At 64.5% G+C, this 19,247-nt stretch carries 19 protein-coding genes and 1 pseudogene; 9 read left to right on the top strand and 11 right to left on the bottom strand.

Going from position 1 to position 19,247, the window contains the following annotated elements:
- The first annotated feature begins 49 nt into the window (after nt 1-49).
- Genes AC30NL_RS08120 through AC30NL_RS08110 form a run of 3 tightly spaced genes read left to right on the top strand, consistent with a single transcriptional unit; the run spans nt 50 to nt 4,458 of the window.
- Nucleotides 50-1,360: a carbohydrate porin gene (locus AC30NL_RS08120; protein WP_489463498.1), complete on the top strand. Its 1,311-nt coding sequence runs from the start codon at nt 50-52 to the stop codon at nt 1,358-1,360.
- 4 nt (nt 1,361-1,364) lie between these two features.
- Complete coding sequence (locus AC30NL_RS08115) at nt 1,365-3,107, top strand: ABC transporter permease (RefSeq protein WP_489463497.1); 1,743 nt, start codon at nt 1,365-1,367, stop codon at nt 3,105-3,107.
- 4 nt (nt 3,108-3,111) lie between these two features.
- Nucleotides 3,112-4,458, top strand: coding sequence for an ABC transporter ATP-binding protein (locus AC30NL_RS08110; protein ID WP_489463496.1), 1,347 nt, complete (start codon nt 3,112-3,114; stop codon nt 4,456-4,458).
- Here the strand turns inward: AC30NL_RS08110 and AC30NL_RS08105 are convergent.
- Nucleotides 4,440-4,595, bottom strand: coding sequence for a hypothetical protein (locus tag AC30NL_RS08105; protein WP_489463495.1), 156 nt, complete (start codon nt 4,593-4,595; stop codon nt 4,440-4,442). The two genes, AC30NL_RS08110 and AC30NL_RS08105, sit on opposite strands and share 19 nt — an antisense overlap.
- Nucleotides 4,596-4,613: 18 nt before the next feature.
- Between AC30NL_RS08105 and mgtA the strand changes: the two genes are divergently transcribed.
- Nucleotides 4,614-7,241, top strand: a complete 2,628-nt coding sequence (gene mgtA / locus AC30NL_RS08100) for a magnesium-translocating P-type ATPase (protein ID WP_489463494.1) — start codon at nt 4,614-4,616, stop codon at nt 7,239-7,241.
- Nucleotides 7,242-7,330: 89 nt separating this feature from the next.
- The gene (locus tag AC30NL_RS08095) at nt 7,331-7,903 is read left to right on the top strand and encodes a TMEM165/GDT1 family protein (protein WP_489463493.1); all 573 of its coding nucleotides are present in this window, start codon (nt 7,331-7,333) and stop codon (nt 7,901-7,903) included.
- Nucleotides 7,904-8,160: 257 nt separating this feature from the next.
- Here the strand turns inward: AC30NL_RS08095 and AC30NL_RS08090 are convergent, their stop codons facing one another.
- The 5 genes from AC30NL_RS08090 to AC30NL_RS08070 form a co-directional block, all read right to left on the bottom strand.
- Nucleotides 8,161-9,579: a TRAP transporter large permease subunit gene (locus AC30NL_RS08090; protein ID WP_489463499.1), complete on the bottom strand. Its 1,419-nt coding sequence runs from the start codon at nt 9,577-9,579 to the stop codon at nt 8,161-8,163.
- Nucleotides 9,579-10,076 (bottom strand): TRAP transporter small permease subunit, encoded by a 498-nt coding sequence (locus AC30NL_RS08085; protein ID WP_489463492.1) that lies wholly within the window; start codon nt 10,074-10,076, stop codon nt 9,579-9,581. Before AC30NL_RS08085 ends, AC30NL_RS08090 begins: the two co-directional genes overlap by 1 nt.
- Before the next feature lie 79 nt (nt 10,077-10,155).
- A complete protein-coding gene (locus AC30NL_RS08080) occupies nt 10,156-11,133 on the bottom strand; it encodes a phospholipase D-like domain-containing protein (RefSeq protein WP_489463491.1) in 978 nt (325 codons plus the stop codon).
- A gap of 609 nt (nt 11,134-11,742) precedes the next feature.
- Nucleotides 11,743-11,913, bottom strand: a complete 171-nt coding sequence (locus AC30NL_RS08075) for a hypothetical protein (protein ID WP_489463490.1) — start codon at nt 11,911-11,913, stop codon at nt 11,743-11,745.
- A gap of 176 nt (nt 11,914-12,089) precedes the next feature.
- Nucleotides 12,090-12,272, bottom strand: coding sequence for a CsbD family protein (locus AC30NL_RS08070; RefSeq protein WP_489463489.1), 183 nt, complete (start codon nt 12,270-12,272; stop codon nt 12,090-12,092).
- Between the two features lie 188 nt (nt 12,273-12,460).
- Here AC30NL_RS08070 and AC30NL_RS08065 point away from each other — a divergent pair, with 188 nt between their 5' ends.
- Both AC30NL_RS08065 and tnpC read left to right on the top strand, forming a co-directional pair.
- Nucleotides 12,461-13,372 (top strand): DUF4338 domain-containing protein, encoded by a 912-nt coding sequence (locus AC30NL_RS08065; protein ID WP_489463488.1) that lies wholly within the window; start codon nt 12,461-12,463, stop codon nt 13,370-13,372.
- Nucleotides 13,369-15,057: an IS66 family transposase gene (gene tnpC, locus AC30NL_RS08060; protein WP_489463487.1), complete on the top strand. Its 1,689-nt coding sequence runs from the start codon at nt 13,369-13,371 to the stop codon at nt 15,055-15,057. The genes AC30NL_RS08065 and tnpC overlap by 4 nt, the downstream gene beginning before the upstream one ends.
- A 16-nt stretch (nt 15,058-15,073) precedes the next feature.
- Here tnpC and tnpB read toward each other — a convergent pair whose 3' ends face one another.
- The 3 genes from tnpB to AC30NL_RS08045 all read right to left on the bottom strand — a co-directional run bounded on the left by tnpB (nt 15,074) and on the right by AC30NL_RS08045 (nt 16,503).
- Complete coding sequence (gene tnpB, locus AC30NL_RS08055) at nt 15,074-15,433, bottom strand: IS66 family insertion sequence element accessory protein TnpB (protein ID WP_489463486.1); 360 nt, start codon at nt 15,431-15,433, stop codon at nt 15,074-15,076.
- Nucleotides 15,430-15,855 (bottom strand): hypothetical protein, encoded by a 426-nt coding sequence (locus AC30NL_RS08050; RefSeq protein ID WP_489463485.1) that lies wholly within the window; start codon nt 15,853-15,855, stop codon nt 15,430-15,432. Before AC30NL_RS08050 ends, tnpB begins: the two co-directional genes overlap by 4 nt.
- A 489-nt stretch (nt 15,856-16,344) precedes the next feature.
- Complete coding sequence (locus AC30NL_RS08045) at nt 16,345-16,503, bottom strand: DUF3309 family protein (RefSeq protein WP_489463484.1); 159 nt, start codon at nt 16,501-16,503, stop codon at nt 16,345-16,347.
- A 303-nt stretch (nt 16,504-16,806) separates the two neighbouring features.
- On the opposite strand from AC30NL_RS08045, the pseudogene AC30NL_RS08040 reads away from it, so the two are divergent.
- A pseudogene (locus AC30NL_RS08040) lies at nt 16,807-16,896 on the top strand (PEP-CTERM sorting domain-containing protein); the annotation flags it as partial.
- Between the two features lie 123 nt (nt 16,897-17,019).
- Here AC30NL_RS08040 and AC30NL_RS08035 read toward each other — a convergent pair.
- Nucleotides 17,020-18,036, bottom strand: coding sequence for a glycosyltransferase family 2 protein (locus AC30NL_RS08035; RefSeq protein ID WP_489463483.1), 1,017 nt, complete (start codon nt 18,034-18,036; stop codon nt 17,020-17,022).
- A 172-nt stretch (nt 18,037-18,208) separates the two neighbouring features.
- A complete protein-coding gene (locus AC30NL_RS08030) occupies nt 18,209-18,478 on the bottom strand; it encodes a hypothetical protein (RefSeq protein ID WP_489463482.1) in 270 nt (89 codons plus the stop codon).
- Nucleotides 18,479-18,944: 466 nt separating this feature from the next.
- Between AC30NL_RS08030 and AC30NL_RS08025 the strand changes: the two genes are divergently transcribed.
- Nucleotides 18,945-19,247, top strand: a 303-nt coding sequence (locus tag AC30NL_RS08025; RefSeq protein ID WP_489463481.1) for a hypothetical protein, incomplete at its 3' end; no start/stop codon positions are given.

Genomic DNA, 19,247 nt, shown 5'->3' with positions numbered 1-19,247 from the left:
GTTCTTGAAGTAGCGTCTTGGCCGGACGCCGTATCGGAGGGGGATCAGCGTGCGTACAAGGCTGCGAGTGGTCGCATGGATGTTGTTCGCGGCGGGCACCGCCGGCGCGCACGAAATCGAGGACTGGAACCTCAAGCTCCAGTCGACCTACGTCTGGCAGGCCAAGCCTGCCTTTACCTCGCCCTACGAGGGTGAACACAGCCTCAAGGGCGCGCGCGAGAAGAGCTACTCGTTCACAGCCACGGCGGCCTTCGGTCTGCGCCTCGGAGCGAACACTGAACTCTATGTCGACCCCGAGCTCGCCCAAGGCGTGCCGCTGTCAGGACTCGTCGGCCTGGCCGGCTTCACCAACGGCGAAATGGCGCGCACGTCCGGCGCCAATCCGACGCTGTATCGCGCACGCCTGTTTGCGCGCCACGTCATCGCGATCGGCGACGGGACCGAAGACATCGAGCCGGCCATGAACCAGCTGGGCAGCAGGTATACCAAGCGCCGCGTCACGCTGACCGCCGGCAATGTGTCGATCCTCGACCTCTTCGACGCGAACCAGTTCAACCACGATCCGCGCACGCAGTTCATGAACTGGACCGTGATGACGCATGGCGCCTACGACTTCGCCGCCGACGCGCGCGGCTACACCTGGGGTGTGGCGGCCGAGGTCCAGGGCGACCGCTGGGCCTTGCGCGCCGGGCGCTTCATCCAACCAAAGGAGCCCAACCAACTGCCGCTGGACTCGCGCATCTTGCGTCATTACGGCGACCAGGTGGAGGTCCAGCGCGACTATGAGCTCGGGCCCGACAAGCCGGGCACGGTGCGGGTGCTGGCCTATCGCAATCGCGCCCCGATGTCGCGCTACGACGATGCGCTGGCACTCGCAGAGACGACGAGTTTGGTGCCGTCGCTCGATGCCGTGCGGACCGCCGAGCGCGACAAGGTCGGTCTCGGCATCAACGTCGAGCAGACATTCACCCGCGACCTTGGAGCCTTCGCGCGTGCGATGTGGGCCGATGGAAAGACCGAGACCTACGCATTCACCGAGGCCGACCGATCGTTCTCGGTCGGCGCCTCTGCAAAGGGCGCGCGATGGGGCCGTGCCGATGACGTGGTCGGTGTGGCGCTCGCCGGCAACATGCTGTCCGGGTCACACCGGCGCGTTCTGGAACTGGGAGGATTGACCTTCTTCCTCGGCGACGGCCGGCTGAACTATGCCAGCGAGCGGATCTTCGAGACCTACTACGCCATGGCCGTGACCAAGGGCGTGACGGTGTCGTTCGACTATCAGCGAATCATCAATCCGGGGTACAACGCCGACCGCGGGCTGGCGTCGTTCTTCGCCTTGCGAGCACACATCGAGAATTGAACGAATGAAGAGCACAGCCCCTCAACTCGCCGTTCGCACCGAGCCTCGGGCTTTCGGCTGGGTCGACGCCATGGTGATGCTGGCCCTGCTGGGCTTGCTGTGGAGCGCACTGCACTTCGGCCGGGGCATGCTGGTGCACTTCGATGCAACGACCGTGCCCCAGGTCGACCCGTCCCCGAGCCAGATCCCGTCCTTCGCCGGCCGCACGCTGCTGCGCATGTGGATCGCGTTCTGCCTCTCGCTGTTCTTCGCCATTGCCACCGGCTACATCGCGGCCAAGAATCAACGGGCACGCGCGTTCATCCTGCCCGCGCTCGACGTGCTGCAGTCGGTGCCGGTGCTGGGCTTCCTGTCCGCGACGGTGACGGCCTTCATGGCGTTGTTTCCGGAAAGCCTGCTGGGCGTCGAGTGCGCGTCGATCTTCGCGATCTTCACGGGCCAAGTCTGGAATATGGCCTTCGGTTTCTATCACTCAATGGTCACCATCCCGACGGACATGCAGGAGGCGGCGTCGACTTATGGCCTGACCCGCTGGCAGCGCTTCCGCACCGTGGAGCTTCCTGCCTCGGCGCACAGCCTGATCTGGAACTCGATGATGTCGTTCGGTGGCGGCTGGTTCTTTGTCGCACAGAGCGAAGCCATCAGCGTGATGAACAAGGACATCAAGCTTCCAGGCTTGGGTTCGTACATGGCGCAGGCCATCGAGCGCGGCGACAACCAGGCGGCGTTTTGGGCCGTCGTTGCGATGCTCGTGCTGATCCTGGCCAGCGACCAGCTGGTCTGGCGGCCGCTGCTGGTCTGGGCCGACAGGTTCAAGATCGAGCTGACCGAATCAGCGATGCCGCCGACCTCATGGGTCTACAACCTGCTGCGCCGTTCCTACGTCTTCACCTGGGCCGCCGAGCGGCTGTGGCAACCCTTGGTGGACAGGGTCCGCACCGCACCCGCGCGGCCGGGACGCGCGCCCCTTGTGACGAGCGCGGTCGGCAAGAAACTGCTGTGGCGCGGCATTGGCGTGCTCATCGCCGTGTGGATCGGGTATCACGTGCTGATCGGTTTGATCGCCGCGGCCCAAGCCCTGCCCGGCGCACTGACCTGGCCGCTCCTGGGCCATATCGTCTGGCTCGGGTTCCTCACGGCGCTGCGAGTGATCGCGATGACCGTGCTCGCCACGCTGATCTGGACGCCCATCGGCGTGTGGATCGGCCTGCAGCCCCGTGTGGCGAGGTTCGCGCAGCCGCTGGCCCAGATCGGAGCGTCGTTCCAGGTGAACATGACCTTTCCGATCGTGGTCGGCTTCTTCGTTGCCAGCCACGTCACGCTGAACTGGGGCAGTATCCTGCTGATCGCGATGGGCACGCAGTGGTACATCCTGTTCAACGTGATCGCCGGGGCCATGGCCATTCCGAACGACCTGAAGGAGGCATCCCGCGTGTACGGGCTGCGCAATTGGAACCTGTGGCGCACGTTGTTCCTGCCGGCGATCTTTCCGTTCTGGGTGACGGGCGCCTGCACCGCCGCGGGCGGTGCGTGGAACGCCAGTATCGTGGCCGAGCTCGCCACCTGGGGCGACACGACGCTGAAGGCCGACGGACTGGGGGCCTACATCGCAGCGGTGACCAAGTCCGGCGACACGCCTCTGATCATCGTCAGCATCGCCGTGATGTCGATCTTCGTCGTCTCGATGAACAAGCTGATCTGGCGTCGCCTGTACGCCTTTGCCGAACGGCGCTTCCGACTGGACTGAAAACATGAATACACCTGCCATCCATGAGCCGGCCCCTCCCGTTGCGCAGCTATGTGCCGTCACCAAGTCGTACACGATCGCGGGCGAGCACGAGCTGAAGGTGCTCGACAACGTCGATCTGGCGGTCAATCAAGGCGAGTTCCTGGCCTTGCTGGGCCAGTCGGGTTCCGGCAAGTCTACCATTCTTCGCTGCCTCACCGGGCTCATCGATCCCAGCGCAGGGCGCGCGCTTGCCAACGGCAAGACGCTCGACGGCGTCAACCCGGATGCATCGGTCGTGTTTCAGACCTTCGCGCTGTACCCCTGGCTCACGGTGGAGCAGAACGTTGCGGTCGGGCTGATGTCGCGCCCTGTGGGTCGAGCGGAGCGCGACGCCGCCGTCGACCGCGCCATCGATCTGATCGGGCTGGGCAACTACCACGAGGCTTACCCGCGGGAGCTGTCGGGCGGCATGCGGCAGCGCGTCGGCATTGCGCGTGCTCTGGTCTCCAAGCCCAAGCTGCTCTGCCTGGACGAGGCCTTCAGCGCGCTGGATGTTCTGACAGCGGAGAACCTGCGCCAGGAGCTGATCAGCCTGTGGCGCAGCCCCGGCAGCGGGCTCAGCTCGGTGTTCATGGTGACTCACAACATCGAGGAGGCAGTGGAGATGGCCACGCGCATCGTGGTTGTGTTTCCCCGTCCAGGTCGCATTGGTCTCGTGCTGGAGAACCCGCTGCCGTACCCGCGCGACACCAAGGCCCCGGAGTTCCAGCGCTTAGTCAGCGTGATCCATGAGTCGATCACGAGGATGACGCTGCCCGACCTCCCGCCGGAAGTGCCAGTGGCCGGCCAGCCGATCTCGCGCGCCCGATCACGCATGGAATCGATCCCGCTCGTGCCTGTGGGACAGATCTTGGGTCTGCTGAGCATCCTGCATGACTCACCGGAGCTGTCGAACATCTACGACATCTCGGACGAAATCGGCAGGGAGTTCGGCGACACGATCGCCATCGTGAAAGCCGCGGAAATCCTCGAGCTGATCGACACGCCAAAGGACGAAGTCCGGTTCACCGAGTTGGGACGCAGGTTCGTGGCGGCAGATCGTTTCGGGCGACGCGCGATCTTCGCCGAACAGGTGTTCAAGCTGCGGATCTTCCACATCATTATTGCGCTGTTGAAGGAGTTCGAAGAGATCGAGGCCGATCGGGTTATCAAGGACATCGCGAGCGCATTGCCCTACGACAACCCCGAGAAGACCTTCGAGACAATGATCGCCTGGGGCCGATACGCCGGCTTGATGGACTGCAACGCGAAGACGAAGATGGTGTTCGTGCCGAAGGAAGAAGAGGCGATTCAGGACACGCAGATGTAGCTGCTGGCGATCATGCTGATCGGCCTGTACCTGCAGACGGTTCGCTGGCGCAGCAGTTCGAGAGTTCGATGGTGGGCGTGTAGTTGATTCGCATCAAGTGCGCGTACCCGCTCGCGATCGACCATGGTCGTCTTCATCCAACGGGCCGCACCTCCATGCAACTTCTCTCACGCCTGTCACCAACGGAGGCGTCGCATAAGGGCGAGCCAGGCCAAACCCAGGAACTGCTCCAGCTCGCCCGACTGTCACCGGAGGACGCCTGCACGTCAGTCGGATCGCCGCTCGCGGGCCTGTCCGGGCAAGAGGCGCAAGTCCGGCTGAAGCGATACGGCGCCAACGTTGTCACGCGCGAACAGCGACCCTCCATCGCCAAGGAGCTGTGGGGGCGTGCCTACAACCCGCTGAACGGGCTGCTGATAACGCTCGCCGGCGTGTCGTATGCGGTGGGCGACGTGAGGGCGGCCGTGGTCATTCTCGTGATGGTGCTGTTGGCCATCGGCACCTCCTTTGTTCAAGAGCACCGCTCGAACAAGGCGGCAGCGCGCCTGCGCTCGATGGTCAAGACCACCGCCAGCGTTCGGCGGTCCGGGGTTGGCAAGCAAGGCGAGTTCGCCGAGGTGCCACTCGACACGCTGGTGCCCGGCGATGTCGTCAGTGTGTCGGCCGGGGACATGATCCCTGCCGACCTGCGCTTGCTCGAGGCCAAGGACCTGTTCATCAACCAGTCCGCCATGACCGGGGAGGCTATGCCGATCGAGAAATTCTCGGCACCCAGCGACGTCGCGGGGGGCGATCCGTTCGATCTTCCCAACATGTGCTTCATGGGCGCCAATGTCGTCAGCGGCTACGGCAACGGCCTGGTGGTGCGTACCGGCTCGCGCACCTTCTTCGGCGAGCTCGCAGACCAGATGGCCGAGCGCCGCCCGCCCACGGCCTTCGACAAGGGCGTCAAGCGCTTCACCTGGCTGATGATCCGCTTCATCGTCGTGATGGTGCCCCTGGTCTTCCTGATCAACGGGGTCACCAAGCACGACTGGCTGCAGGCGTTGCTGTTCGCCATGGCGATCGCGGTGGGGCTCACGCCTGAGATGCTGCCGATGATCGTGACAGTGAACCTTGCCAAGGGAGCGTCGGCGATGGCGCGAGTGAAGGTCATCGTCAAGCGCCTGAACGCGATCCAGAACCTCGGGGCGATGGACGTGCTGTGCACCGACAAGACCGGCACGCTGACGCAGGACCGCATCATCCTCAAGCGCCATCTCGACCTGCATGGCAACGAGTCCGACCGCGTCTTGCAGTACGCATGGCTCAACAGCCACTTCCAGTCGGGACTGAAAAACCTGCTCGACGTCGCCGTGCTGGAGCACGCCGAGATGCATCAGGTGCTCGGCATCGACAAGGGCTATGCCAAGGTCGATGAGATCCCGTTCGACTTTGCGCGCCGACGCCTGTCGGTGGTCGTTTCGGTGCCAGACGGCCGACACGTGCTGATCTGCAAAGGCGAGGTCGAAGAGATGTTCGCGGTCTGCCCAAACTATGAATGGGACAGCCAGGTCGGCCCGCTGGACGAGACGCATTTCGCGGCCGCCAAGCAGGAGACGAACGATCTCAACGCCGACGGGTTCCGCGTCGTGGCGGTCGCCTACAAGGAAGTCCCCGAGGTCAAGACGGCCTACTCGGTGGCGGACGAAAGCGGGCTCACGCTGCTGGGCTACATCGCCTTCCTCGACCCGCCGAAGGACAGTGCGCGCGAAGCACTGAAGGCACTGGCGAACAAAGGCGTGACCGTGAAGATCCTCACCGGCGACAACGAGGTGATCACGCGCAAGGTGTGCAAAGAGGTGGGCCTGGATGCGGGCAGCGTGCTGCTGGGCGGCCAGATCGAGACCATGAGCGACGAGGTGCTCGCCGAGGCGGCGGATCGGACCAGCGTGTTCGCCAAGCTCACGCCGGCGCAGAAGGAGCGCGTCGTGCGGCTGCTGCGTGGTCGCAAGCATGTGGTGGGATTCCTGGGCGACGGGATCAACGACAGTCCCGCCTTGAAGGCCGCCGACGTTGGCGTGTCGGTCGACACGGCGGTGGACATCGCCAAGGAGGCGGCCGACATCATCCTGCTCGAGAAGAGTCTGCTCGTACTTCAACAGGGCGTGGTCGAAGGACGGAAGGTCTTCGGCAACATCACGAAGTACATCCGCATGGGCGCCAGCTCCAACTTCGGCAACATGTTCAGCGTGCTCGGCGCCAGCATGTTCCTGCCGTTTCTGCCCATGGCTCCGATCCAGGTGCTGACCAATAACCTGCTCTACGACTTCTCCCAGACGACGATCCCGACCGACAACGTCGACGAGAGCGACGTGCAGAAGCCGCGCCAATGGGACATCGGCAACATCTTCAAGTTCATGGTCACGATCGGGCCGATCAGCTCGCTCTTCGACTACGCCACCTACGCGATGATGCTGTTCGTCTTCGACGCTTGGCATGACCCGTCGTTGTTTCAGACCGGCTGGTTCGTCGAGTCACTGCTCACCCAGACACTGATCATCCACGTCATCCGCACGGCGAAGGTCCCGTTCATTCAGAGCCGCGCGAGCGCAGCGCTGATGACGACGACGGCGATCATCTGCCTTATCGGCATCGTGCTGCCCTATACGCGTGTAGGCCACATCCTTGGATTTCGGCCGCTGCCGTGGGCCTACTGGCCACTTCTGGCGGCGATGCTGGCCGTCTATGCCGTGTTGACCCAATGGGCAAAGATGCACTTCGTTCGACGCTGGGGCATGTGAGATCGCCCTTGCGTGTCCGCCTTTGACTGCACAGCCTCCCGGAAGGGCCGGGGATGCCGTGCGGTCCTTGACTGGCCCGTGGAGTTCTCGTGGAAGCATTCCTGATATCGACTGGCGTGGTCGCCCTCGGCGAAATGGGAGACAAGACGCAACTGCTGGCATTCATGCTTGCTGCAACGTTCAAGCGACCCGTACCCATCATCCTGGGCATCCTGACCGCCACGCTCGTCAACCACTCATTGGCGGGGGCAGTGGGCACGTGGGTCGCGGCTCAACTCGGCCCAGACATGCTGCGCTGGGTCATCGGGATGTCTTTCATCGCGATGGCGGCCTGGATGCTCGTTCCCGACAAGGCCGACGATGAGGTCGCCGGTGGAAGGCAGCGATTCGGGGTATTCGGAACCACGGTCCTCACGTTCTTCTTGGCCGAGATGGGCGACAAGACGCAAATCGCAACCGTCGCGTTGGCCGCTCGCTACCATGATCTTGTCCCGGTCGTGGCCGGCACCACCCTCGGCATGATGCTGGCCGACGTTCCTGCGGTCTTTCTGGGTGACACCATCGCGAAGAAGGTCTCGATGGCGGTGATCCACGGAATCACCGCGTCGGTGTTCGTGCTGCTGGGCGTGCTGACGCTATTCAATGTCGGAAAGTTGTTTTAGACCCAGTCGCGTCTACTTCTGAAGGCATCTGGTAAACGGGGTGGTAGACACAGACGGTCAGCGAGGTCGGAATCGGCAGCAGGGCGGAAGCACATGGCCTCTTCGAAACGAAACTCAAGGCCGCGGGATTTTCTGATATTCGGGCTTACAACCCTAATTTGCGCGCTGGTATCCAGGTCTCGCTGCCAACGATTCGGACCTCCGGCTGGGCGCCGGACCCCAGACTTTCGATCGCTTTCCCGGAATTGCAGGTCGCGCTACGGCTGCGCGCCTCGCGGCGCCGCGCGCATCAGGCGTTCGACCTCCTCAGGGCTGAGCGCCGCGGCCGTCGCGGACGCCCGGTCCAAGACGTGCACCAACCACGGTTGCGCGAGCACCAGCGCAAGCACCCCGGCCAGCGCGAGGAGATAGGGCGCCAGGGCGCGCAAGAGCGCTCGCATGGCGGGATGCGGCTTGATGCGTGCGCTGCTCATCATCACCGCGTAGCCCAGCGGCGGCAGCGCAACGCTAAGTTGCAGCGCCAGCAGCGACAGCACGGCGACCCACAGCGCGTCATCCACGCGCGCGAGCACCGGCGGCATGAGGATAGGCACGACGACGAAGATCATCTCGAACGCATCGAGCACCAGGGCGCACAGCAGCAGCACCACGAGTGCGGTCGCCACGGCCGCGCCAGCGCCGCCCGGCAGATGTGCAAACAACGCCTGGACCCAGCGGTCGGTACCCAGCACGCGCAACACCAACGTGAACGTTGTCGCTGCGACGAACAATGCGAACAGGCTGCCCGTGACATCGAGCGCATCGTGCAGCGCGGCCTTCAGGCCTGCCGCGCTGAGCTGGCCGCTGACGCTCGCGCCCGCGAGCAGCAGGACGCCGCCGGTCGCGGCGGCCTCGACGGCGTAGAACAGCCCGAGCGCCACGCCGCCCAGCAGCGCGACGAGGATGGCCACGGTGAGCAGGGCGAGCGCGATGTCGCGACGTGTCAGCGGTGCAGCGGGCTCGTGACTGTCCGCGGCGTGCCGCGCCTGCCACGCCGCGATACAGCCGACGATGAGGAGGATTAGCGCTGCCGGCGGCAGCACGCCATGCAGCAAGTCCTGGGTGTTCAGGATGCGCGCGTTGCCGCCGGACATGCTCAGGGCCTCCGTGTGCGCGCGCATCATCGCGTCGCCCAGCAGCAGCAACACGATCGACGGGGGTACCAGCACACCGAGGGTGCTGGCCACGGTGATCAGCGCCGTGGTCTCGGCTGTGCCGGCTCCGCGCTCGCGAAGGCGCGGCGCGACGACCCGCGACAACATCGCAACACTGGCGCCCACCGAGCCGTTCATCGGCGCGAGCAAGGCGCTCAAGCCCACCGCCGACACGCGCGGCGCGGCAGCACCGCGCGGCCCGAGCCGACATCCGCAGCGATAGAGCAGCTCGGCCAACGGCAGCCGGTCGAGCAACGCGCCGACGAGCACGAACAGCGGCACGGCTTGCAGCAAGTCATGTTCGAGCAGACCGATCATGCGGGCCGGCAGCGCGCCGAGCAGCGCAACCGGCACGCTGCCGCTGATCACACCGACGACAGCACCCAGTGCCGAGGCGAAGATCAGGACCACGAAGATGGGTTGCCCCGTGAGGGTAACAATCACCGCCACCACGCCGAGCAACGCAAGACCGAACTGCGGCATCACTCGCCTCTGCGGCAGAGGCGGGCCAGATCGATCAGCGCCTGCACGAACACCGCGCCGGCCAGCAACCACAGCGAGAGTTTCACGACGAAGTAGCCGGGATTGAAGCTTTCGGGAAAGGCCTCGCGCTGCAGCAGCGACTGCCACACCTGTGCGCCGGAGCTGACCAACACGAAGGCGCTCCATGGCAGGAGCGCCAACAACAAGCCCGCAGCATGCAGCGCCTTGTGCCAGCGCTGCGCCCAGCGCGACGCGAGCGGGCGTGGCGCGAGGTGACTGCCGCGCCGCGTGGCGTCGGTGACCGACATGGACACGTACAACGCGAAAAGGCACTGCGCCAGGTCGTTGGCCTGGCGCGAGTAGGCGTGCACGAGATCGCGCAGCGGCCACTGCAGGAAGAGCAGCATTGCCAACGGAAGCGCGAGCCAGCGCGCGGCCGCGATCAGGCGCCCGCTTGCGCGGTCCAGGCGATCGACGATGCGCAGTAGGGTGTTCATCGAGCACGCGACTGTACCGTGGGCGCAGTCGCCTTTCGGCCCCGCAGGGCTTGAGTTCCAAACAGAATGAAACACAGCACTAGCGCGCAAAGAGCTTGCGCTCTGTTTCCTTGATCGAGTCCGCCTGGTAGTACGGCGCCCACCATTTCTCCGTGTCGGTCTTCAGTCTTAGCGGCTGATGCTTCTGCCCTGCACTCTTGAGCGCAGCAGCGAAGGCGTAGTGGTCGACCAGGCGAATGCCTTCGATCGCGAAGGCCGTGGCGATTCCCCGGTCATAGATGGCGATCAGGTTGTCCCCGTTGGCCTCCTCGCCCCCTTCAGCGAGGTTGGACGAACCACAGAAGACGCACGGGTCGTCGCCATTGAAGTCGACGATGACGAACTTGTGATGCACGACGTGCGCCGCGCCCCCCGTGACCTGCAATTCCGTGGAGAACGGCGGCGGATACGACGCGGGGTTTGCCTTCGAGAAGACGAGCTCGCCGCCCTTGGTGGTGGGCGTGTATATCGTCGTTCCATCGATGGTGACGAAGTCGGGCGCCGGGCTGTCCGAAATGCCGTACGAGAAGATCTCCTTCTTCTCGTGCAACATCTTGAGCGCCGAGAGCACCTCGCCCTTCCCGTCCAGATCCATCACCGCAAAGCTCACCGAACTCCGCGCGGCTTTAACCGCCTCGAGCAGCGGGGTCAGCGAAAACGTCGGATGCTTGTGCGGCGCGTAAGACACGGCCACCTTGGGCATGCCCGCTTCCGTGAATGTCACGGCCGCCTTGGCCACGTCATCGTCCTGGAAGGACTTGTGGTCGAGGTCTCCATCGAACGCGACATCGAACACCTTTGAGTACTGGGCCGCGATCACGGGATCGTTGACGACCACGATGTGGTTTGCGTTCACGTAGATGCCCGTGACGGAGAAGTTCGTCGAGCCAGTGAGCACCTTCACCGGCTTGCCGCTGACCTTCTTGATGAGCACCTTGTTGTGCTGGAATCGGCCGAATTTGCCGCGCTTACCCGTGGCACCGCCAGCCACGATGGCGGCATAGGCCTTTCCTGCCACGGAATCGTCGACGTGCGTTGCGCTATCGGGCGGGAAGTCCAGCCACCAGAACTTCTGGAACGGATTTGCGGGACCACATTAGCTGAGAACAGCGGTGCGCTCGGGCCTACATTAAGGGAGAACGAGCCCACATTTGAGAACAGCCCGATTACATCGGCCAGGACCAACATTGAGTGAGAACGCAACATCGCCACGCCTGCGCGAGAGCGAGTCGGGAATCTCAGCGACGATCGCCTACGACCTGAAAAGACAAATGAACGCGTCGGCGTGAAGGGCCGCTCTGGACCGTACAGCGTTCCAACGATTGAGTCCGCAGGCCGGCAGGGCCCGGCCTGCAGCGGTCGTTGACTAGCGGCTGCAGTAGGGAAGGCCAAAGTGCCGATTGCTCCGTGATTGGGGACCTGCCATCGGGAATCAACTCAAGGCCCATTCGCGCTCGTGAAGGGTTCAGCATTGCGCGATCGCGTCTTGCCGTCACCGGGGTCACACGGACGCAGCCCGACGTAGAGCGCTGAACGACAGCAGCAGCGGCATGCCGGCCGCGAAGAGCAAGCACGCCACCGTGGACGTGATCGGGTAGCGCGCTCCGACGCCCCATGCGCCCGCGGCTCACACCAGAATGCCTGCCGCGAGCCACCCGTCATTGACGAAAAGCCCCAGCAGTTCCGCGACTACACCCTGTATCGGGCCCGGCGGCGTCGCCTGGCCTGTCGCCAGCTTGCCGTGTTTCGGCTCTGCCCCGCGACGCACGCGTTGGCAGACCTTTGCCCCAGTATCCATGTGGGTTTGCCGGATGGTGCCTTGCGTCACCGTGATTAGCGACGACGCGGGCGAGTTCGACAAGGCCGTCCAGGGCAGTCAGCTCGCTCGAGGCCGGATCCCACAGCGGCGCGTTTGTTCGCCATGCACCGGCGCCGGTCGCGCTTAGAACTCGGCGGGCGCCGGTGAAACCAGGATCACTTGCGGCCGGAGTCCTTCAGGACTTCCTTGGCGTCGCCGACGTTCTTCTGCACCTTGCCTTCGACCTGCTTGGCAAGACCTTTGGCTTGCTGCTCAGTACTGCCGATTGCTTCGCCGGTCTTTTCTTGCACCTTCCCAGCGGCGTCCTTTACGGAGCCCTTGACTTGATCCTTGTTCATCATTCACCTCGAGTCGTGTTGAGAATATGGGTGACTAAAAGCTCACCCGACGGAACGTCTAGGGTACCCAGAAGCTACGTGCCCCTCCGGTGAGCTTGCTTGAATTCTGCTGAGGTGGTCGGCAATGACGAGATAGTTGGCCTGTACCCCCCTTGCGTTCCGGAAGCATCATTGCTACGCTTGCGAGAATGCACAAGACGAAGACGTTGAGCTACCGACACCGGGTGATCACCGACGAGGATCTCGTCTTCATTCGCAATCTCATCGCCGAACATCCTGGCGCGAGCCGGCGGAGACTGTCGGAGAAGCTGTGCGAGGCATGGAACTGGGTGCAGGCCAACGGCGCGCTGCGCTCCATGGTGTGTCGTGGGCTGATGCTGATGCTGCATCGCCAGGGCCTGATCGAACTGCCGCCGGTGCGTCAGGTGTCGCGCAATCCGCTGGTGGATCGCGACCAACCTGGGCTGGTAAACGTGGATGAGGCGCCGCTGCAGACGAGCCTGGCCGAGCTCGGGCTGCTGGAAGTGCGTCAGGTCCGGCGCACGCCCGAGGAGGCGTTGTTCAATAGCCTGCTCGAACGCCACCACTACTTGGGCTACGTGCAACCGGTGGGCGAGCACCTGAAGTACCTGGTCTACGCGCAGGACCGACCGGTGGCCTGCGTGGCATGGTGCTCGGCGCCGCGACATCTGGGCAGCCGCGACCGGCACATCGGCTGGAGTGCACAGGCGCGGCTGGCCAACATCCGGCTGCTTGCATACAACACGCGGTTCCTGATCCTGCCGTGGGTGGCGGTGCCGCACCTGGCCTCGCACATCCTGGGGCGCATGGCGCGAATGCTGTCGACCGATTGGCAGCGCATGTACGGGCACCCGATCTACTTTGTCGAGACCTTCGTCGACCCGCAGCGCTTTCGCGGCACGTGCTACCGGGCGGCCAACTGGATCGTCCTGGGAGAGACGACGGGGCGTGGCAAGGATGCGCCAACGCGCCAAGCGAACCGCTCGATCAAGCAGGTGCTGGGCTATCCCCTGGTCAAGGACTTCCGGCAGCGACTGTCGAAGTTGGACTCGCCGGTGGAACTGCCCGTTGCTGCATGAAGCCGCCCGTGATCGTCAACGCCACCCAGGCCGAGTTGGACGAACTCCTGGCCAAGGCCCGGCCGACGTTCACGCCTGAGCAATACCACCTGCTCGAAGGTGTCCTCGGCACCTTCATTCACGTGATGCAGGCGCTGCAGAACACGCGGACTTCGCTCAAGCGCTTTCGCAAAATGCTGTTCGGTGCGCGCACGGAGAGCAAAGCCAACGTGCTCGGGAATCTCGGCGCCGATGCAGATGTCGTCGCCACCGACACCGCGAGCGACGCCACCGGCGCAGCAGTAGTGGCTGCAACGACATCGACCGATACCTCTCACGATGACCCGCCGTCGAAGGCCAAACCAGCCAAGCCCGGTCACGGCCGCAACGGCGCCGAGGCCTATCGCAACGCCCCGGTCGTCGAGGTCGCGCTGCCCGATTCGCTCGCCGGCCAAGCGTGCCCGGACTGCGATACGGGCCGTGTCTATGCATGGCCGCCCAGGACTATCGTCAAGGTGACCGGCCAGCCCCCGCTGGGGGCCACGGTTTACAAGCTGCAGCAGCTGCGATGCCGTATCTGCGACGCACTCTTCACCGCCCCCATGCCTGAGGGCCTGGGCGAGACGCCGAAGTACGACGAGAGTTGTGCGAGCGTCCTGGCCGTGCTGCGCTACGGCAGCGGCATGCCGTTCTTCCGCCTCGAAAGCCTGCAGGACAGCCTGGGCATCCCGCTGCCCGATGCCACGCAGTGGGACATCGTGGTCCGTGCGGTGCCGGGGCCGCAGGCCGCCTTCGAGGAACTGACCCGCCAGGCGGCGCAGGCCGAACTGCTGCACAACGACGACACCCCGGCGCGCATCCTGAGTCTCATCAACGAGCGCACCAGGATCGAGGCGGCCGGCAAGGAGCCCGAGTCCAAGGCGATCAACACGTCAGGCATCGTTGCCGTACTGCGGACGCCAGAACGCGAACTCAAGGTGGTGCTGTTCTTCACCGGCCATGCCCACGCCGGGAACAACCTCGCCAAGGTTCTGGCGCAGCGGGCCGAGCAGCTCGGCCCGCCGATGCAGATGTGCGATGCACTCAGCAGCAACATCCCGGGCGAGTTCGCCACCGTGTTGTGCAACTGCCTGGCGCATGGTCGCAGGCTCTTCGTCGACCTGATCGACAACTTCCCCCGCGAATGCCGCCACGTGATCGAGGTCCTCGCCAAGGTCTACGTCAACGACGCGCACTGCCACGACGCGGGCATGTCGCCCGAGCAGCGCCTGGCGTCCCACCAGGCCCACAGCGGCCCGCCCATGCGCGAGCTCAAGAACTGGATGGGCGAGCAACTCGAGCAGCGTCTGGTCGAGCCCAACTCCAGTCTCGGCGGGGCATTGAACTACATGCTCAAGCGCTGGGACGCACTGACGCTCTTCCTGCGCAAGGCCGGCGCCCCCTTGGACAACAACATCGCCGAACGTGCGCTCAAGCGCGCGATACGCCATCGCCGCAATTCGCTGTTCTACAAGACCCTGAAGGGGGCCGCAGTCGGTGACGTTTACATGAGCATCATCCACACCTGCGAGCTCTGCGACGTGAACCCTTTCGAGTACCTGCAGGCGTTGCAACTCCATGCCCAGGACGTGATCGCCAGGCCGGCCTTGTGGCTGCCATGGAACTACCACGAGCAACTACTCCCTCGGCTGGCCCTCGCGGCTTGAGCCGTGAGGGCCGACGCTACGCCGCCAGACTCAGCGGGCGCCATGCCGGCGCCGCGTGAGCGCGCGCCGGGTCCCCGCCCATGAGCAGCAGCTGCAATTCGCACGCTTCGAGCGTGCGGGCCGGCGTTGCGCCGTCGGGCCAGAACGGGAAGCGCCCACTCGACAGACGTTTGCAGCATAACCAGAAGCCTTGCCCGTCATACACGAGGATCTTGATTGCCGTGCGTGCGCGGTTGCCGAAGACGAACATCGCCCCGCTGAACGGATCGGCATCAAGGTGCCGTCTGCACACACCCGCCAGGCCATCGATTCCGGCCCGGAAGTCGATCGGCTCGACCGCCACCAGGATGCGCATGTGCGGCGTGACCTGGATCATGCCGCGCTCCAGAAGCCGCTGCACAGGTGGGCCAGACCGGCAAGGCCCTGGCCGTTGAGCTCGACGCGCATCTTCACGCCCCGCGCGTTCTCCAGCTCGATCACGCATTCGCGCACGACGATCGTTGCAGCCGGGGCCGGTGCGGCAAACAGCTCCACAAATTTGGTTTCGGCCATGCTGGCTTGCGCCTGGCCAGCGGCGCCCTCCATGCGTCTACTCAGACCGCCAATGTCCAGGCGCAGCTTGTTCGCAATCCGCGGCACACCGTGCTTCCTGGCCATACCCACCGCGGCCTCCCACAACTGCGGCGGAATGTGTTCGCCTCTCCTGCGGCTCTCACGCCATTGTCTAAAACGCCGATCGAGCCCGTCCAGACTCTCGCCAGCCTCCACCTCTTTCTCGCCTTTCGCCTTCTCGCCCATCAGCCATGCTCCTCATCGCGTTGATCTGGCGGACGAAGTTACCAAGGGCGCGGCGGGATTTCATGCAAGCTTGCCGGAAGGACACGACGGAACGTCTAGGGTACCCAGAAGCTACACGTCTCAGGAATAGTCCCGCGCCGCGGGGTCGTGTCGGTCAGGTCCTACGCGCGAAAGGTCCTGCATTGGCCCGGCGCCCGCGGCGTCGTTGCATGGTCGTGACAACCAAGGATTTCCGTGTCTGAATCCACGCATTCCAGTCGATTAGCGCCGCACCGCGTCCAGCACGTAAGTCGATCTCGAGGTGAGGCCTATTCGGGAATGGGTCGTGGGCGCCGCGATGCGTCACCGTCGCGACGACTTCGGCGCGGCGGCGCAGGCAGTGTGCTTTTCATGGGTGAAGTGCGGGCGGCGAGTGCCGAAACCGCCCCGCGAATCAACGGAGCGCTCGACCGGAGGGCACTGGCGCGCCTGCAGAACGGGCACTCCCTGTCACAGCCGTCCCATCAGCAGCAGCACGAGGATGACAACGACCACCAACCCCAACACGCCACTGGGCGCGTAGCCCCAACTCCTGCTGTGCGGCCAGGTCGGAATGGCGCCGAGCAGCATCAAGACCAGAACGATCAACAGTATGGTTCCCAAGCTCATGGGCTTCTCCTCGAAGTGGAGCGTGTGTTCAGCATAGAGCACTAGCAGAGGCTCTGTCGCAATAAGGGCGTCTGGCCAAGCGAAGCCCGGCAGCGCATTCGAAGATTAGAAAGCGAGGGAGTAGAGCTAGTCCGGTCGACAAGCCCGGCCGCTTGAGCGAGGATCTTTTGTTCGCGATCGTCCGAACCGAGTTCGCCCACGGTTTGAGCGCGAAGGCCGCCAGCCAGCCGCTTCAAGAGCGTCGCCCCCAACGATAGCTACAAGTACGCCGACTACAACGACTTGGTCGTTGGCTTCAAGGCTTCGGTCGTTCCCGAGCCGGAGACTTATGCCCTCCTGTTGGCCGGACTTGGCATCATGGGCTTCATCGCCCGTCGCCGCCGCGCCAGCTGAGCGACCGTCTCGATCAATTTTCCGAGGGCCGACCTGTGGGTCGGCCTCTTTTTGCAGCGTCCTTCAGTCGCCGGCTACGCGCAACTGAGGCTCTGTCGTAGTCCAGCAGGTGGCGTGTTGACATCAGGCGGAAGTGCGGCTGGCGGGATTGCACACGTGGCGCGCGAGACGGTGGCCCAGTGCGCGCGGTGCAAGCAGCACCAGCAGCGCCCACAGCGACAGTCCCACGCACTTTGCGGCGCCGTATTCCCGCCGCAGCCAGATCGACTTCAGCAGCTGGGCGAGTACGTCGCCACTGCCGATCACTGCCGCGAGATAAGGCTTCGCGAGCACGCCCATCGCGAAGGTCGACTTCTGCACCGAGAAATCGAGCAGGCGCAGCGGGTAGACGACCGCGCCGCCAGTCCTTTGCGCGACCAAGGCGCGCAGCCGCACATAGCGCGACTCGACCTTGGTGGCTTCGTTGTTGCCGAGGGCCGCATTGCCGAAGACCATCGCATCGGCGCTCGATGTGCCCTGACTGTGCAGCCGGTAGTGCCCGAGTGGCGCTTCGCACGAGGCCACGCTGCCGAAGGCCGCCGCGCCGTAGATGGTGAAGAAATCGGCGCCCACGCGGTCCGCCAGGTCCACCGGCAACGGAAACAGGCGCGCGAGCACGCTGCGGCGGTACGCGTTGCCCGAGCCGGGCGCGGACGCGTACAGCAAGCCATGTCGCACCAGCGGCGCCAGCACGTCGCCACAGGCCAGCATGTGCGGCACGCAGCCACCGATCGCGCGCCCGTCGGCGTCGACCATGCGCAGGCGGAAGTGGACCTTGGCAACGCCCTCGTCGAACAATGGCGCTACGGTGGCCGCAGCCTGCGGCTCGAGCGCGTCGTCGGCGTCGAGGAAGATCACCACGTCGCCGGTGCAGGCCGCGAAGCCGCGGTTGTAGGCCGCGAGCTGGCCACCATTGGCCTGCAGCACTACCTCGACGCGCGGGTCAGCGTCGGCCAGCAGGCGGCGCGAATCGTCGGTCGAGCCGTCGTCCACCACGACCACCTGACACGGCACCGTTTGTGCCAACGCGGACGCGATCGCCTCGCCGAGGAAGCCGGCGTAGTTGTAGTTGCAAATGACGATCGAGACGCTGGGGGCCATGCTGATGGGACTGCTCGCTACGGTAGGGGCCGATCGGACGCAGGCCCACTGCGTACCCTTGCTGTGCGCCGTTCCCGCCCGATCACTTAAGCAATCGGAGGACCATCGTTGCTGGAGCGCAGTGTACGAACTCGGGCCCCTGCCAACAAACAAACCGTTTGCCCGCTCCTCTTCATGCGCTTGCCGCTGCGCAGCGCCGGCAGTGGGTCTGGCCTGCGAGCCATCCTGTCACCTGCTTCGAGACCAACGCGGAGAGGAGTCGACCTTCAACGAGCGTGAGGCCCAGTTGGGAAAGACTGCGATCGCGCAGTGCGACCACGGCCACAATCGTCGCGCCATCACGCTTGGCGTCGATGTCGTCATCCGTGCCTTGATGATTAACTTCATGGACGCCTCCGGCCGTTGAGATGCCGATCAGCGTACCGCAGTCGAACCGACTCAACGTGTCTGCAGTTCGGCCCAGGGGGCCTCCCCAACTTTTGCACGATGTCCTGGCCGTGGTGCTCACTCCACCTGTGATCGCAAGGGAAGCCTTTCGGCTCTACAAGGCGCAGCCGCAGGCACCACGGGGATGCGAGCGGACTCCCTGCACGTCCTTGGCCCAGGCCGGCTCGGCGCGGCTCTGAGCTTTCTAGCGGGGCTTGTGGCACTGCGTTGGCTGTTGCGTTGGTTGGAGCAGGGACGTTGGCACAGTACTTCTTCGGCTGCTATTGGTTGGTATCTTCGCAGGTCGTGCTCGAAACAGGCTGATCGTAACTCATCACCGCCAGTTGACCCCAACGGACCGCGCCGTTGGTGTGCTCCGATGGCGCATCCTCGAGCCGCGCGACGCCGGGCATGCCGCATCTGACGATGCGTGTTGAAATCGGGTGCCACGTAAGGGCCTGAAGATGCATGAAAGTACGGTTGTGAATCCGACCAAGTTGGTCGTCCTGGGCGTCTCTATGCTCGTAGGTTTGTTGGCATGGTCGGACGACTTCATCACGTTGCAAGGTGAGCGCATCGTGTATACGGTCGAGTGTCGGCATGGCGATTGGCAGGGCAAGCGCTGCAGCGGCCAACTTGTCGCCTCAGAGCGGTTCGGGTTCAAGACGGTGAAGGCGCGCCGCGAGGTTCTCTTCTGGACCGTTGGCGTCGATGAGACATCCGGCAAGTTCACAGACTGCCTGATCGAGGACGGGCGCAACTGGACCTGTGCACCCACCGCAGAC

It is taken from the genome of Rhizobacter sp. (assembly GCA_021153565.1).
Classification (GTDB): domain Bacteria; phylum Pseudomonadota; class Gammaproteobacteria; order Burkholderiales; family Burkholderiaceae_C; genus Albitalea.
Note: the sequence above shows the minus strand (reverse complement) of the source record. Positions and strands in the feature narration are given on the sequence as shown.